This window comes from Lacinutrix iliipiscaria (assembly GCF_042686125.1).
Classification (GTDB): domain Bacteria; phylum Bacteroidota; class Bacteroidia; order Flavobacteriales; family Flavobacteriaceae; genus Oceanihabitans; species Oceanihabitans iliipiscarium.
Genome location: NZ_JBHUOV010000002.1, coordinates 81,249 through 97,127, shown reverse-complemented (window position 1 = coordinate 97,127; position 15,879 = coordinate 81,249). Strand labels below are relative to the sequence as shown.

Here is a 15,879-nt window from a genome sequence, read left to right as displayed (position 1 = left end):
ATGGAAAGAATACCAAGTGTGAATTTAAGCGATTTTGTTTCTGGTGATCCAGTACGCAAACAAAAATTTGTTAACGAAATTGGTAAAGCCTATGAAGACATAGGGTTCGTTGCGCTTAAAGGTCATTTTTTAGATGATACTTTAGTAGATAATTTATATAAAGAAGTAAAGAATTTCTTTGCTCTTCCACTAGAAACTAAGAAAAGTTATGAAGTTCCAGGAATTGCTGGACAGCGTGGTTATATCTCTTTTGGAAAGGAAAGCGCTAAAGGAAAGAAAGAAGGCGATTTAAAGGAGTTTTGGCATTTTGGTCAGTATGTTGAAGATAATCCTGCTCTAGAAGCTGAATACCCGAAAAATGTTGAAGTAAAAGAATTGCCAGAATTTAATAGAATTGGAAAAGAAACCTATAGAATGCTTGAAAAAACAGCGAAGTATGTATTACGTGCTTTGGCTTTACATTTAGGCTTAGATGAAATGTATTTTGATCAATATATTCATAATGGAAATTCTATTTTAAGACCAATTCACTATCCTCCTATTTTAAATGAACCAAAAAATGCTGTTCGTGCTGCTGCTCATGGTGATATTAATTTAATTACATTATTGATGGGAGCGCAAGGCCGAGGATTACAAGTACAAAAATTTGATGGTGAATGGATTGATGCTATTGCCGAACCAGATGAACTTATGATTAATGTTGGAGACATGTTATCGCGTCATACCAACAACAAATTAAAATCGACTATACATAGAGTTATTAATCCGCCAAGAGAACTTTGGGGCACTTCACGATATTCTATTCCATTTTTTATGCATCCAATAAGCGATATGAAATTAGATGTACTAGAAAGTTGTATAGATGAAGATAATCCTAAAGGATTTGAAGATATTACTGCTGGTGAATTTTTACATGAGCGCCTTGTCGATTTAGGTTTGGTCAAAAAATAGATTGAATGGATTTACAAGAGCAGCTAAAAAAGATGTTCCCTGAACATGTTCAAGAAGAATCTCCAGTAGATCCTTCTGAAGGTAATTCTATTTGGTTGCAGGAAGAGCCTATTATATGCAAGTACGAGAAACGTAAAGGAAAACCTATAACCATTTTAGAAGGCTATACAGGTGCTACAGCGGACTTTAAAATTCTAGCAAAAGAGCTTAAAAAAACTCTTAGTGTTGGAGGCAGTTTTAAAGAGGATAAAATTATTATTCAAGGCGACTATCGTGATAAGATCATGTCTATGTTAAAAGAGAAAGGGTTTAATGTAAAGCGTGTTGGAGGATAAATGGCAGATCAAGTACTCCATATCACCAACGGAAGTAGTTTAACTCACTATTTAAATGAATTAGATTTTAAAGGTGATTTTTTGACTTGGCATGAAATGTTATGCGAAGGTCCGACGGTTAAGCATATTAATTCTGATGATTTCATCTCTGTTCGCAAAGCGTTTTTAAATCAGTTTTATGATGTAGAGATTGATGAATATGAATATAAAACCGAATTACATAAATTAGATGCTACCGAAAAATATTCTGAAATCATTCTATGGTTTGAATATGATTTGTTTTGCCATATTAATATGGTTGCTGTTATTAGTCTTTTAAATGAAAAGAAAATAACCCTTCCCATAAGCTTAGTGTGTAGTGGAAGAATCCCAGGAGAAATTAATTTAAAAGGCTTAAGCGAACTTACACCTGAGCAAATAGATGAACACTACAAGAATAGAATCAAATTAACGACTAAAGATATTGATATCGCTACTAGCGTATGGCAGATTTACTGCGGAAAAGATCATAATTTATTAAAGCCTTTCATTACAAAAAAATCATCTTATGAATATTTAGGATGCTGTCTAAAAGCACATTTAAGACGTTTTCCAGATTATAAAAGCGGACTAAGCGTTATCGAGCATAATATTCTTAATTTACTTAATAAGTATGAAGTAAACTCTAAACATCATTTGTTAGGTTATGCACTGAATTATCAAGGATACTATGGTTTTGGAGATATTCAGTTAATGCGTATGATAGATAAATTATCTATTTTTTATACCGAAGAAAACAATCAAGTTAAATTAAATAGAAAAGGGCATGACGTTCTTCTTAAGCATCATAACTTTGCTTCAGAAATTAATGATGCTATGATATTTGGAGGCCTTAATCGTTTAGACTACCAATTCAATAAAAAAGAAAACAAACTCATAAAAACTATATTACATGCCAATTAAAGACTCTGAACTTATTTTAAATCCAGATGGAAGTATATATCACCTTAATTTAAGACCAGAACATCTAGCAGATACTATTATAACAGTAGGAGATCCTGATCGTGTTCAAAGTGTAACTAAACATTTTGACACCATAGAATTCACAACTAAAAAGCGTGAATTTCATACACAAACAGGAACGTATAAAGGCAAAAGACTTACTGTGATTTCTACTGGAATAGGCACAGATAATATAGATATTGTATTTAATGAATTAGATGCTTTAGTGAATATTGACTTCAATACGCGTGAGATAAAAAAGGAATTAACGACTTTAAAAATTATTAGAATTGGAACTTCTGGATCTATTCAAGAAGCCATTCCAATTGATGCTTTTTTAATTAGTGAATATGCCGCTGGTTTTGATAGTTTATTACATTTTTATAAAAGTGAACATATACAGCATTTAGACATTTCAAAAGCTTTAGTACAACAAACTAATTGGTTTAATAAAAAATCAGAGCCTTATGTTGTTACATGCGATTCAGACTTATTTCAACAACTGAATTCTAGTCAAACCGTTAAAGGATTTACAGCAACTAATGTTGGATTTTATGGTCCACAAGGTCGAGTTTTAAGATTGCCAATTCAAGATCATGCTTTAAATGATAAACTTGCTAGTTTTGATTATAAAGGAATGGCGATTACTAATTTAGAAATGGAAACAGCAGGCATTTATGGTATAGCCAAACTTTTAGGTCATAAGGCATTATCTATGAATGCCATAATTGCAAATCGAGCTACGGGAGAATTTAGCCCAGACCCAAAAGCCGTTGTAGATAATTTAATAATATATACTTTAAATAAATTGATTGCATAATTTTTAATGAAGACAATTAAAATTGGTGGTGTTCCAGAGCATTTTAATTTAGCGTGGTATTTAACGCTGAAAAACGGCGAGTATAAAGAAAAGGATATTAATCTTCGATGGCATGATTATTTTGGTGGAACTGGTCAAATGTGTAAAGCTCTTCGCAATGGTGATATTGATTTAGCTGTTATTCTTACCGAAGGCATTATCAAAGACATTATTGATGGGAACCAAAGTACTATCATCCAGACATTTATTGAAACACCTTTAATTTGGGGAATACATGTGGCTCACGATTCTGCATATAACACTATAGATGATTTGAGAGGAACTAAAGCTGCTATTAGTCGGTTTGGTTCTGGCTCGCATTTAATGGCATATATTAATGCACAAAATAACCATTGGAATTTAGAAGAAGACCTAAATTTTGAAGTCATTAAAAACTTAGATGGAGCTGTTGAAGGACTAACCAATAATGTTGCAGATTATTTTATGTGGGAAAAATTTACAACCAAGCCTTTAGTTGATGATGGCACATTTAGACGTGTTGGAAATTGTCCTTCTCCATGGCCATGCTTTGTAATAGCTGTCAGAACAGAATTTTTGGAGCATAATAAATCAGATGTAAAATCTATACTAAAGATTATAAATAAAACCACTAAAGAATTTAAAGACATTCCTTGCATAGATTCTACTATTGCTAATCGCTACGAACAAAAACTAGAAGACGTTCAAGAATGGTTAAGTTTAACTGAATGGTCTCAAGATGTTATTGATGAGAAAACTATAAATAATGTTCAAGATCAGTTAATGGCTTTAGAAATTATTCCTGAAAAATGGGACTATAATAAATTAGTAACTAAAGTTTTGTAATTTGTAAATACTTATATTTTAATGGCTTAAATTTTTAATTCCGTTAAATTTTGTTAAATTTACAAACCGAAATCTTTATATTTGTCCTATTAAAGCAAATATTAAAACACATTGCTTATGTTAATAACAATTACTTCCATTCTTATTTTTCTAGTTGCCATCAACTTTATCCTTCTATTTTTTAGCTGTAATAAAACAGTAAAAAGAAACAGTGTCATTGATAAAAATAGTATTGTTCATCAATCTAAACCTTCCAATCAACAGGTTGCAAACCAGCTTGCTCCAACAGGAAGTTAGTCTTACTGAAATGCTTATTGTTAAACCAATATCCTCTATTCGCACTCAAAGGTGATGGATGGCCAGTAGTTAGTATATGATGTTTTTTAGAATTTATTAGCTTCACTTTCTTTTTTGCAAACCCACCCCAAAGCATAAATACAACATCTTTTTTTTCTTGACTTATTAATTGAATGATATGATCCGTAAAAGTTTCCCATCCTTTATTTTGATGACTTCCTGCTTGATGTGCTCTAACCGTTAATGTTGCATTTAATAATAAAACACCTTGCCTAGCCCAAGATTCAAGATTACCATTATTTGGATATGTAATCCCTAAATCAGTTTCTAATTCTTTGAATATATTTTTAAGTGATGGCGGAAATGCAACACCATTATTAACACTAAAGCACATACCATTGGCCTGATTAAAACCATGATAAGGGTCTTGCCCAATAATCACCACACGAGTATTCTCAAAGGCACATAAATTAAAAGCATTGAAGATATCTTTCCCTTTTGGAAAACATTGATGCAGTTTATATTCTTCTTTTACAAAATCTGTCAGTAATTTAAAATAAGGTTTTTTAAATTCTTCCTGTAAATGGACTTCCCAACTTTTATCTATTTTAACCTGCATTTTTTTATCAAAATTTATTTCAGTGTAAAATAGTATTATCTTTAGTTCTATCAAAAATCATTAATGTTTATATTGCTAAAACTAATTTTAAAACTACTTTCGACAGGATTTATTTAAAAAATAAAACGTATTTATGAAAACACTAAAATTTCCTTCCGCTCAAACCATTTTACTAATTATAGCTGGATTAGTAACTTTATTAACTTGGTTTGTTCCTGCTGGTAAATATGATACTCTTGCGTATAACTCAGATTCTAAAACCTTTACTAAAGTTAGTCAAGATAATATAGAAACATTGCCAGCAACACAGGAAACGTTAGAATTATTAGCTATTAAAATTCCCTTAGAAAAATTTACTAGTGGAGATATCTATAAAGCGATCAATATTCCCAATACATATAAACAACTCGAGTCTCAACCTCAAAATTTTGCCGATTTTATTAAGTCACCAATCAAAGGTATTATCGAAGCTGCAGATATTATTTTTCTCGTCCTAATCATTGGCGGACTCATAGGAATTATTAACAGTACAGGCGCTTTTGATGCTGGAATTTCTTGGTTGGCTTCAGCGTTAAAAGGAAGAGAGTACATTCTTATTATATTAGTGACTTCTTTAGTCGCATTAGGTGGTACAACATTTGGTTTTGCTGAAGAAACTATAGCCTTCTTCCCTATTTTAGTTCCTGTATTTTTGGCTGCAAAGTATGATGCACTTGTTGGAGTGGCTTGTATTTTTATAGGCTCTTCTATAGGCACTATGTGCTCCACGATAAATCCGTTTAGTACTATTATTGCTAGTGATTCTGCAGGAATAAATTGGACAACTGGTTTAGCAGGACGAACAATTATGCTCATAATGTCTTTAATAATATGTGTTATTTATATTATGCGCTATGCAAAACGGGTTAAAAATGATCCAACTAAGTCTATAATCTATAACCAAAAAGATCAAATTGAAGCACTCTTTTTGAGTAAAGAAACGACTGTGACTAATTTCACAACACGTTTGCGTTTAGCGTTATTAGTCTTTGCCGCTTGTTTTATTATTATGATTATTGGGGTATCGATGCTTGATTGGTGGTTTGTAGAAATGACAGCAACCTTTTTAGTAGGCTCGATACTAATAGGAGTTATTGCAAATATTGATGAAACAACTTTTATAGATACGTTTGTGAAAGGCGCTGGTGATTTACTTGGTGTTGCATTAATTATTGGTATTGCTCGTGGAGTTACAGTAATTATGACAGACGGATTGATTAGCGATACTATGCTGTACTACGCAAGTGATTTAACAACAGGTATGCATAAAGGTATCTTTGCCAGTGCTATGACTGTTATATATGGAGGTCTTTCTTTTTTTATACCTAGTTCGTCAGGAATGGCAGTGCTAACAATGCCTATAATGGCACCATTAGCAGATACTGTTGGTATTGGTAGAGAAATTATTGTCAATGCTTACCAGTATGGAATGGGGTTATTTTATTTTATAAATCCAACGGGACTAATTTTAGCTTCTTTAGCTATTGTAAAAGTGGGCTTTAACAAATGGTTGAAATTTATAATGCCGTTAATGATAATTATGACTTTATTTACATTAATAGTCATGACAATTTCTGTGTACATTTAAAGACAATAAAATAGTTATAATACCAAATGAAACAATTAATTAAAAAAAGTTTAAAAAAACTTGAGCTTATTAAAAAGCTTAATACTTTTAGATTAAAACAAATAAATAAAAAGTTTGTCGGTTTAAAGGAGTATGTTTTCAATTATGATGGAATTAAAATACTTTTTGACACAACAGACAGCTATTCTCATTCATGGTTTTACCCAAGATGCAGAAACGGTAAAATTCACGAACCTGCAGCAACTAATATATTTATTGACACTATTAAGGAATCTGATTGTGTACTTGATATTGGTGGTCATATTGGTTATTTCTCTTGTATATCTAGTTATTTAGCATCAAAAGGAAGTGTGCATGTTTTTGAAGTGGATCCTAAATGTATCCCATTAATTAAAAAAAATGTAGCACTTAATAATTTTGCAAACGTTACTGTAAATAATAATGCTGTTTCAAATGCTATCGGATTTGAAAAAATTCCTGTTTATGATGCACCAAGTCCAGCTTTAAGAATTTCTAATAATCGTAAACAATTTATAGAAGTGCCTTCTGTAACAGTTGATAGTTATATTTCTTCAAAAGATATAACACCAAACTTTATTAAGATTGATGTTGAAGGTGCAGAATGGAAAGTTCTAAATGGTATGAAAACTACTTTGAAGCAGGAAAATTTAAAACTCCTTGTGGAAGTTCATATTAATTTTTTGAAGAATAACTTCAATACTGATTATCGAGATATAATTGAACTTTTATTAAATGAAGGCTTTACTATTAAGGAAATAATAAATCATAGAGCAAGAAAAACAGAGTTTAATAAAATCTCTTCGATTCATGATAAACTCTCTAATATTAATACAATGCTTTATTGTGAAAAATAGAATAGTTTAAATCTTACTTATTCATATTTAAAAAATCAATTGTTTTCTGATTAATGATTTCAGCTTGATCAATAGATAAAAAGTGTCCAGCATTATTTATAGTTTCTGCCTTGACATTTGGAAGTAAACGTTTTGCTAAATCAACCGTCCGTTTTGTATTAATCATGTCATCATCACCTATTAAAACTAAAACAGGCAGTGTTAGAGATTTTAATTCATTAGATGAAAAAGGTTTCATGTTAATTATAAATTTATTGACAGAATCTTTTTCAGTTGCAATAGAATATTGTTCTAAGTATGCCTTATTGATGTTGTCCACATCACTAGACATACTTTCTAAAGTTTGTTCCATTTGTTTTTCCTTTGAAGAAAGTAAAGTGATTATATTTTTAAATAAATCTGTACTAGGCTTCACCCAAGTAAAAGTTTGAGCTGGGCTTAACAAGACTAAACTTTTAATACTATTTTGATTATTTAAAGCTATTTTTACTGCTAACCAACCACCACGAGAAGCACCAATAATATGAAAACGATTTAATTCAAGAGCAAAAAATACTTCCTTATACCATTCGGTAATAGCATCTACATTTTCGATATCATTATATAAGTAAGATTTTCCAGGTTCAAGAATAAAATCTATAGCATAAATACGATGTGTTTTAGTTAGGGCTTCTACATTTGGATACCACATTGTAGAACTAGCATTCATTCCATGGAGTAAAACTACAGGATCTCCATCTTTTGGACCACTTACAATGACATGAGCAATACCATTAGTTGTTGGAACATATAACTCTTCAAAAGAAGTATTCCATAGCTTCAAGGTTTTGTCATAAGCTTCAAAATAAGACTTATCTGATGCTTTAGCGTGTGTAATATAATCAGGCTCATTTTTGTATTTATCATATACATCAGAACAACTCAAACAAAATATTAAAAGGATAAGTATAAAAAATGCTCGCATTAGGTGTCTGTTATGTATTAAATCTAGTGAATTTTCATTTAACACTAAAGGTTATTCTTATGAATTAAAAGTTTAATATGTAAATTTGCACTGTTCAAAAAAGAACACAGCTTAATTCAAATGATTAATATTCACAACAAAACTTTAAAAGATTTAGAATTTGCGACTGTTTTGCAACAAGTCAGTGAGCTTTGTATTACACCTTTAGGCCATAACAAAGCTTTGCAAATAGCACCTTTTACATCTAAAGAAGAATTACTGCTTAATTTGCAGTTTGTGAATGAGTATCTAGCTTCATATTATAATGATAATCGCATTCCTAATCATGGATTTGATGAGATTTCTAAAGAACTTAAACTTATAAAAATTGAAAATGCTTTTTTAGAAGTTCATGGCTTAAAAAAACTGGTTGCTATTTCATTAACCACAAATGAAATTGTAAAGTTTCTGAAAAAATTTGAAGAGTACTATCCCAACTTAAATACGTATGCTTCAAACATTGAGGTGACGACTGTGATCATCGAAAAAGTCGATCGTATTGTTGACCGCTTTGGAGATATTAAAGATGATGCTTCTACTCTATTATCTAGTCTAAGAAAAACGATGAATGCACTTAAGGGGAAAATCAATCAGAGTTTCACTTCAGCATTAAATGCAAATCATCAATTAGACTATTTAGATGATATTCGAGAATCTGTTGTAGATAATAAGCGTGTGCTTGCTGTAAAAGCCATGTATAGGCGCAAAGTTAAAGGCGCTATTATGGGAAGCAGTAAAACAGGAAGCATTGTTTATATAGAACCAGAAACGACTTTACAACATACTCGAGAACTCAATAATTTAGAGTTTGAAGAACAAGAAGAAATTGTAAGAATATTAAAAGAGGTTACTAATTTTATTAGGCCTTTTTTGCATTTATTAGAGCAATATCAAGAGTTTTTAACAGCCTTAGATGTTATTTCAGCAAAAGCGAAGTATGCAAAATTTATGAATGCTATTCTTCCAGAAATTACTGAAGAACGCAGCTTGTTCTTAAGAGATGCCTATCATCCACTGCTCTATTTAACGAATAAAGAAAAGAAAGAAAAAACATTTCCTCAAACTATAGAATTAAAACAAGACAGTCGGATTATCGTGATTTCTGGTCCTAATGCTGGTGGGAAAAGTATCACGCTTAAAACGGTAGGTTTATTGCAAGTGATGTTGCAAAGCGGATTTCTGATTCCTGTGCATGAGCGTAGTAAAGTTTGTTTATTTGATCGTATATTAAATGATATTGGTGATAATCAATCGATTGAAAACCATTTGAGTACCTACAGTTATAGGCTCAAGCAAATGAATTACTTCTTAAAGAAGTGCAATAAAAACACACTCTTTTTGATTGATGAATTTGGAACAGGTTCTGATCCTGAATTAGGAGGAGCTTTAGCAGAAACATTCTTAGAAGTTTTTTATGAACGAGAAGCTTTCGGCATCATCACGACACATTATTCAAATTTAAAGTTATTGGCCAATGAATTGCCTTATATGCAAAATGCCAATATGCTTTTTGATGAACGTAGTTTAGAGCCAATTTACAAGTTAGTTATTGGTCAAGCAGGAAGTTCATTTACGTTTGAAGTCGCACAAAAAAACGGCATTCCGTATAGCTTGATTAATAAATCTAAAAAGAAAATTGAACGCGGAAAAGTACGTTTTGATGCTACTATTGCAAAGCTTCAAAAAGAGCGCTCTAAACTTGAAAAAACAGGACAATCTTTAAAGCTCAATGAAAAGAAAAAGCTTGCTGAAGCGGATAAGTTAGAAGAGATTAATGCGAAAATTCAAAAGAAATTAGAAAGCTATCAAGAGTTATATGATAGTAATCAACGCCTCATTTATTTAGGACAAAAAGTAAATGATTTAGCCGAGAGATTCTTCGATAACAAACAAAAGCGAGAATTAATGGCTGAGCTATTTAAGTTGGTTCAGATTGAAAATTCTAAACGCAAAAAAGTATCAGCCAAGCAGAAAAAATCAATTAAAGCCAAAGAAATTCAAGTCAAAAAAGAAGCTGAGAAAAAAGTTGAAGTCATTCGTAAAAAGAAAAAACAAGCCAAGAAAAAAGCAATAGTTCCAGAAAAACCAAAACCTATTTTAAAAATTGGAGATCGAGTGCGTATGCAAGATGGTCGTGCTGTTGGTAGTATTGATAAGATTGAAAAAAATAAAGCTGTTGTAAATTATGGTATCTTTACGACTAATGTTAATGTAGACATGTTAGAGCTTGTTGAAGCCAAAAAAATAATATGAATCAATTACCAAAACATAAAAAATTAATCCTATTTGATGGCGTTTGCAATTTATGCAATAGCACAGTACAATATGTGATTAAGCATGATAAAAAGGACGTGTTTCGTTTTGCGGCTTTGCAAAGTGATGTTGGTAAAGACATCATTCAGAAATATAATATCGATACTTCAAAAACAGATTCCATCTTACTTTACTCAAATGAAAATGGCCTAAAAATAAAGTCGACTGCAGCTTTACATATTGCAAAACACTTAGGTTTTCCAAATAATATGATGGTTGTCTTTTTAATTATTCCTGCTTTTATTCGTAATTGGGTGTATAATTACATCGCAAAAAATCGTTATAAATGGTATGGAAAAAGAGAGGCTTGTATGATCCCTACACCAGAATTGAGGGCAAAGTTTTTAGATTAATATTTTTTTAATCTAATTTAATAAAAGGAAAATCAGATACAGAATTTAAATAAAGTCGTCCTTCAGAATCAAAATAATAATCCGTTATTATTTCTTCATTTATAAAAAGGGTTAATTCATTATCTATAGTACTCCACTCTAAATCTGTTGCATTAGAAATTACAGTTGTACCATTGTTTTCAGAAGAAATTCTAAGACCAGAATGATTGGTATCAAAAATAAGCTTATACTCGAAATTCGCGTTAGAATCTGCTCGTTCCCAAGTCCCTACTAATTCATGAGTAGTATTCATAGTACCATCGTCATTACTACTACAAGAAAAAAAAGTTGCAGCAAAGAATAATGTAATTAGGCTAAGTTTAATTAATGATTTCACAGTTTTAGTATAGAAGTGGGTAAATAAGTTGCTTTTATTAGCAAATTTTAATGTCGCGTTTAGCTTTAAAGATTAAAAACTTTTCACCAGATAAAGTTTTTTCAATAATATTTTTATAAGACTTCTTTCTTACTAATAAAGATTTTGAATCTTTATTAAATAAATTAAGATTAGCGTCTTCAATTAACTCAATAGTATTGTTTTCAATAACAATTGGAGTAATTTGTAATTCATTGTTTAACTCAATGTCTTGAGCAGTTGCAGAAAAGGAAACTAGAAAAATAGCAATTAATAATTTCATAATACTTTCGATTTGTTTTGAGCAAAACTAAGGGTACATTGAAGTAATTAGAAATAAATTCGACAGAAAACACTAAAATCTAGTTATATCAAAAATAGATGTGAAAATTATCGATGAACTACCTATTTGAGGCTTTCTAAAATGAAATCAACCGTTTTATTGGTATTGTTATTCTTTAAATACGAGTCAGTTATATGTTTTACTGGTGCTGTAAAGCCTTTTTTACGAAGCGATTCGATAGAAGTTAAGTACGATAAAGAAATTTTACCAGTTAGTAAGCATTTCAAATCTTTACCTTCTTTATAATAGTTATACACTTTCTTCAGACCAGTTAAATATAAGTAGTCTTTTGTAAAGCCTCCTCCACGATGTGCTCGCACAGTAATATAAAATGCACGCTCTCTTTCTAAATCGTATTGATTATGTAAAAGTCTAAACGTTTTAGAAAATGAATAGCCTTTAGCTAAGCTATCTACAGCTATTACACGATAGGCTAATTCTTTTAATCGTCTTACAGTTAGACTATTGCTCATATATTCAGAAAACACAGCTAGACCTTCTTGAGTTTCTTCATAATTAGGAAAACCATGAGAAAATATCTTTAAAGGATGAAGGATGCCATTCATAGAAGTTACCATGTGTACTCCTATTTCATGATTGGTTAAAACAGCAATCTCATTATCCGAAAACGTATGGTTTTGATTAATGACTAAGGTTTTAGTATTATTTAAAACCATAGCAATAGCACTCATAGTATTAGAAAATTTAATAGTATAAGTAAAATCGTAGCGTTTAGAGTAATCTCTAAACTTTTGTTCTGTTTGCAATTCATTATACTTCGGACGAAATTGTTCATCTTTATCATCCTCATCATCAAAATGAAGAATGAATTTGGCATTTTCAACATCGTCTTCGGTTGGTGTTCCAAAAGAATGCAATGAATTATAATAGAATTTTTTTCCTTCTCCTATAGTTTCTATACATTGAATTAATCCAGAATAGGCATAAATAATATCTTGATATAATTGTCTTATTTCAGTATCTTCTATCTGTTCTATAGGTTGAGAAAATAACTCGCGATGTAAATTAAAACGATCAAAATTAATTTCTGGGTAAATAAATACAGGGTCTGTTAAATACTTTGAAGCAAAAAAACGTTCTTTTTCTGCCTCAATATTTGTTGGGTTTACATAACTTAAAAGTTCAATCTTTTTGACCAAAATATCAATTTGATTGTCAATTTCAAATAATGCCTTAGTACTGGTATGAGGTGTATTCATTATACTATCTGTAATTATTATAAAAGGCTTTAGCATGTGCAGGTAATCGTTCCCGTAATTCACGTTCTACAGCTGCAACGACTTCTGGATATATGATATAGTCATATTCATCGCAATAAACCTTGGCGATTTCTGTTGCCAAAACTAATGTATTTTTAAAATTCTGAGTAATATATTTTAAGAAATAGCCATTCCCTTGAAAGGTGTCATTAATTAGCGACGTACTTTTTATGTCATTTGGCAATTGCATTTCATTTAAGCTCTGTCTCCAAGATTCAATAAAGGTGCCAAAGCGATTATTATCAACGTTAGATGTGCCTAAATTCCAAGTTGGCACTTCCCTATCCCAACGCTTCCAATTATAGCTATGCATGTCATATACAATACACACTCCAAACTTTTCTTCTAGCTTATTAATTAATGCATGAACCACCTTGTAAAAGTTGGCATGCTTATTTAAGCTTTTTGTGGTCATGGCTTCAGAAAGCGGACTTTTCCATAATTGTTTTCCCCAAGCATCTGTATAAATAGCAGTTTCAGGCGCTCTATTTAGATCATACTCAAAACGTGAATCCATACCTGCAATAACAATAGGATGCGAATTGACCATGTTTTTAGTTTCAGGATCTTCTTCATACCAACGCTCATATTCGGTATGCAAGCACATATCCCAAAGTTCTTTTCTAAACTGATGTCCATCATGTACAGCACCACACACATAGTGTACATATTCATCAATTTTTATGGTAAATGAATAGTCTGAAGCTACTGCATGAAAGCAATCTTCAGCATTAATTTTATTAATTATTTGTTGAATAGATAAGCGTTCCATTAATCTAAATTAAAAAGCGAGTTTAAATTGAGTTTATTTTCTTTCGGCATAAAAAGATAATCATTTAATTGCAAACTTTCAGGAGACCATACCTTAGTTTCAAAAGTTTTAATATGATTAAATGCATGAATATTGAGGTCCTCTTTTGTTCTTATGATTTGATATATCTCATAGTTAGTATTATGCAATAGCGTTTTCATATTTTTTAAATGCAGCTGATGAGTTTCTAAAGTGTCTTCAGCATGAGTGTCTAAAACTTCACAAATGATAAGAGGTCTTTTTTTCTGAATAAATTCTTGCATGCCTTGAAGCGCGTGATATTCTGCACCTTCAATATCAATCTTAACAATGTAAGAAGCGTTATCAGTAAGCTTATTTTTAAAGAACTCATCAAACTTCACAGCTTGAATTTCTTTGGTATAACCATCTTTATAAACATTTGGTCTAAAGGCATTTAAAGTTGTAGCAGTCGTATCTGCATTGGTGTTGTAATATAAATTTAGAGTTCCCGTAGTGTTAGAAATCGCAAAAGGATAAATGGTTGATTGCTTCTTTTGATTCGCATTTATTAACTCTTCTATATAGGTTACACAATTGGTATTGGGTTCAAATCCTATGTATGTCCATTTTGGAGCAGCAGCTAACACTTGAATAAACGTTTGTCCGATATTTGCTCCAATATCTAAAAAAACATGATGAGGATATTGTGAATAAAAACGTTCCAACATTTGTGTAAACCATGTGTTTTTTTGATTTAAATTATGAAGTCCTAAGCCATTAATAATTGGAACTTTAATTGTTTTTTTTAAAATCGAAAGATTCGCAGTAAAACGGAAGTACTTTAGAACACCTAATTTATTTAAAAGTTTTAAAATGAATTTCACTGTTCTAAAATATGCTTTAAACTTCTGTACATTATACGCTCTGTAACATCAAATTCGCCATCAGCAAAAAATAACATTTTAATTTCAGCGAGTAAGGCATTGATATCGTTAGTATTAAATTGATGATCTTTCACACCTTGTACTATTTTTTGAATACTTTGGTAGTCATTATCGGCATCAAACTCGTCATGAATATTTTGAAATGTTTGCATATCAACACGTTCAATGATTACATTTTTTTCTTTATTATCTTCAATAAAGTTTGAGTTTGCAGCATATAACAAGGTATAAGCAATCAATTCATCTTTTGTCCAATGCATGGTATTTTCATTTGTAATTAAACTTCCGTATTCTGTCCATGAACCATCATAAACAGCTATATTTTTATAACCAATAACGTCTGCTCCTAATGCCAAGACACATGCTGTAATTCCACTACCACAAGAGAATATAAGTTGTTCTTTTTGATCTGTTATAGTCGCGAATTTCTGCTCAAGATGCTCTTTTGAAAGCAATCTGTAATCACTCAGCAAGTTTTCAAAGGGTAAATTTTTAGAATGTGGTATGGTTCCGCTACGTAAACCTTCTCTTGGTTCAGGTGCTAATCCATGAAATCGATTAGCCGAACGAGCATCTAAAATTTTATATTTGCTATTATTCTTTAAAACTTGAATATCATTAAAAAACAATAAATAGCCTTCTTGATACTTAGCAATAAAGTTGCCCGTACTATAATTTATGGGATGTTTTTTTTCTAACGGAAAATGCGCTTGCTTCCATTCTGGTAAACCTCCATTTAAAACAGCGACATTATCATGTCCGAAAGCTTTAAATAGCCACCAAGCTCTTGCACTCGAATAAATACCATTGTCATCATAAACGACTATTGCTGAATTTTTATTAATCCCAATATTTTGCGCTTCCCTTGTAAATTGTGCTTCCGAAGGACATGTATTTGGAAATGGTCCATCAGGATCGCTAAACTTCTTTTTAATATCGAAAAAGCGCGCTTTTGGGAATTGAAATGCTTCAGTATCTAAAGAACTTGTATGTGTAACTTTTGGTATAGTGGCATCTAGAATCACCAAATTAGATGCATTTAAATGCGCCTTAAGCCAGCTTACTGATACTATTGATTCTTCTAAAATAAGTTCAGACATTTTAATTT

Annotated in this window: 17 protein-coding genes; 9 read left to right on the top strand and 8 right to left on the bottom strand. The window is 31.1% G+C overall.

What is annotated here, in order from left to right; genetic code table 11:
* From ACFS5M_RS07520 to ACFS5M_RS07500, 5 genes are read left to right on the top strand one after another with little or no spacing between them, the layout of a single operon-like run.
* Positions 1 to 951 (top strand): isopenicillin N synthase family dioxygenase, encoded by a 951-nt coding sequence (locus ACFS5M_RS07520; protein WP_183487494.1) that lies wholly within the window; start codon positions 1 to 3, stop codon positions 949 to 951.
* 5 nt (positions 952 to 956) lie between these two features.
* Complete coding sequence (locus ACFS5M_RS07515; RefSeq protein ID WP_183487492.1) at positions 957 to 1,286, top strand: translation initiation factor; 330 nt, start codon at positions 957 to 959, stop codon at positions 1,284 to 1,286.
* A complete protein-coding gene (locus ACFS5M_RS07510; RefSeq protein ID WP_183487490.1) occupies positions 1,287 to 2,228 on the top strand; it encodes a DUF1835 domain-containing protein in 942 nt (313 codons plus the stop codon).
* Positions 2,218 to 3,087 (top strand): nucleoside phosphorylase, encoded by an 870-nt coding sequence (locus ACFS5M_RS07505; RefSeq protein ID WP_183487488.1) that lies wholly within the window; start codon positions 2,218 to 2,220, stop codon positions 3,085 to 3,087. Before ACFS5M_RS07510 ends, ACFS5M_RS07505 begins: the two co-directional genes overlap by 11 nt.
* Before the next feature lie 6 nt (positions 3,088 to 3,093).
* Positions 3,094 to 3,951, top strand: a complete 858-nt coding sequence (locus ACFS5M_RS07500; protein ID WP_183487486.1) for a substrate-binding domain-containing protein — start codon at positions 3,094 to 3,096, stop codon at positions 3,949 to 3,951.
* A gap of 244 nt (positions 3,952 to 4,195) precedes the next feature.
* Here ACFS5M_RS07500 and ACFS5M_RS07495 read toward each other — a convergent pair whose 3' ends face one another.
* Complete coding sequence (locus tag ACFS5M_RS07495) at positions 4,196 to 4,867, bottom strand: uracil-DNA glycosylase (RefSeq protein WP_183487484.1); 672 nt, start codon at positions 4,865 to 4,867, stop codon at positions 4,196 to 4,198.
* Between the two features lie 133 nt (positions 4,868 to 5,000).
* On the opposite strand from ACFS5M_RS07495, the gene ACFS5M_RS07490 reads away from it, so the two are divergent.
* Complete coding sequence (locus tag ACFS5M_RS07490; protein WP_183487482.1) at positions 5,001 to 6,494, top strand: YfcC family protein; 1,494 nt, start codon at positions 5,001 to 5,003, stop codon at positions 6,492 to 6,494.
* Positions 6,495 to 6,520: 26 nt separating this feature from the next.
* Positions 6,521 to 7,369 (top strand): FkbM family methyltransferase, encoded by an 849-nt coding sequence (locus ACFS5M_RS07485; RefSeq protein ID WP_183487480.1) that lies wholly within the window; start codon positions 6,521 to 6,523, stop codon positions 7,367 to 7,369.
* Between the two features lie 13 nt (positions 7,370 to 7,382).
* Here the strand turns inward: ACFS5M_RS07485 and ACFS5M_RS07480 are convergent, their stop codons facing one another.
* Positions 7,383 to 8,333 carry an alpha/beta fold hydrolase gene (locus ACFS5M_RS07480; RefSeq protein ID WP_183487478.1) on the bottom strand — a complete coding sequence of 317 codons (951 nt, stop codon included), beginning with the start codon at positions 8,331 to 8,333 and terminating at the stop codon, positions 7,383 to 7,385.
* A 120-nt stretch (positions 8,334 to 8,453) separates the two neighbouring features.
* Between ACFS5M_RS07480 and ACFS5M_RS07475 the strand changes: the two genes are divergently transcribed.
* Positions 8,454 to 10,625 (top strand): endonuclease MutS2, encoded by a 2,172-nt coding sequence (locus tag ACFS5M_RS07475; RefSeq protein ID WP_183487475.1) that lies wholly within the window; start codon positions 8,454 to 8,456, stop codon positions 10,623 to 10,625.
* On the top strand, positions 10,622 to 11,038 hold the full coding sequence (locus ACFS5M_RS07470; RefSeq protein WP_183487474.1) for a thiol-disulfide oxidoreductase DCC family protein: 417 nt from the start codon (positions 10,622 to 10,624) through the stop codon (positions 11,036 to 11,038). The genes ACFS5M_RS07475 and ACFS5M_RS07470 overlap by 4 nt, the downstream gene beginning before the upstream one ends.
* Positions 11,039 to 11,045: 7 nt before the next feature.
* Here ACFS5M_RS07470 and ACFS5M_RS07465 read toward each other — a convergent pair whose 3' ends face one another.
* From ACFS5M_RS07465 to ACFS5M_RS07440, 6 genes are all read right to left on the bottom strand, one after another.
* Positions 11,046 to 11,414, bottom strand: a complete 369-nt coding sequence (locus ACFS5M_RS07465; RefSeq protein WP_183487472.1) for a hypothetical protein — start codon at positions 11,412 to 11,414, stop codon at positions 11,046 to 11,048.
* A 37-nt stretch (positions 11,415 to 11,451) separates the two neighbouring features.
* The gene (locus ACFS5M_RS07460) at positions 11,452 to 11,715 is read right to left on the bottom strand and encodes a hypothetical protein (protein ID WP_183487470.1); all 264 of its coding nucleotides are present in this window, start codon (positions 11,713 to 11,715) and stop codon (positions 11,452 to 11,454) included.
* A 122-nt stretch (positions 11,716 to 11,837) separates the two neighbouring features.
* Positions 11,838 to 13,031, bottom strand: a complete 1,194-nt coding sequence (locus ACFS5M_RS07455; RefSeq protein WP_379898429.1) for a flavohemoglobin expression-modulating QEGLA motif protein — start codon at positions 13,029 to 13,031, stop codon at positions 11,838 to 11,840.
* Positions 13,000 to 13,827 (bottom strand): N-formylglutamate amidohydrolase, encoded by an 828-nt coding sequence (locus ACFS5M_RS07450; RefSeq protein WP_183487467.1) that lies wholly within the window; start codon positions 13,825 to 13,827, stop codon positions 13,000 to 13,002. Before ACFS5M_RS07450 ends, ACFS5M_RS07455 begins: the two co-directional genes overlap by 32 nt.
* Positions 13,827 to 14,711 (bottom strand): FkbM family methyltransferase, encoded by an 885-nt coding sequence (locus ACFS5M_RS07445; protein ID WP_183487465.1) that lies wholly within the window; start codon positions 14,709 to 14,711, stop codon positions 13,827 to 13,829. The genes ACFS5M_RS07450 and ACFS5M_RS07445 overlap by 1 nt, the downstream gene beginning before the upstream one ends.
* Complete coding sequence (locus ACFS5M_RS07440) at positions 14,708 to 15,871, bottom strand: sulfurtransferase (RefSeq protein WP_183487463.1); 1,164 nt, start codon at positions 15,869 to 15,871, stop codon at positions 14,708 to 14,710. The genes ACFS5M_RS07445 and ACFS5M_RS07440 overlap by 4 nt, the downstream gene beginning before the upstream one ends.
* Positions 15,872 to 15,879: the final 8 nt, after the last annotated feature.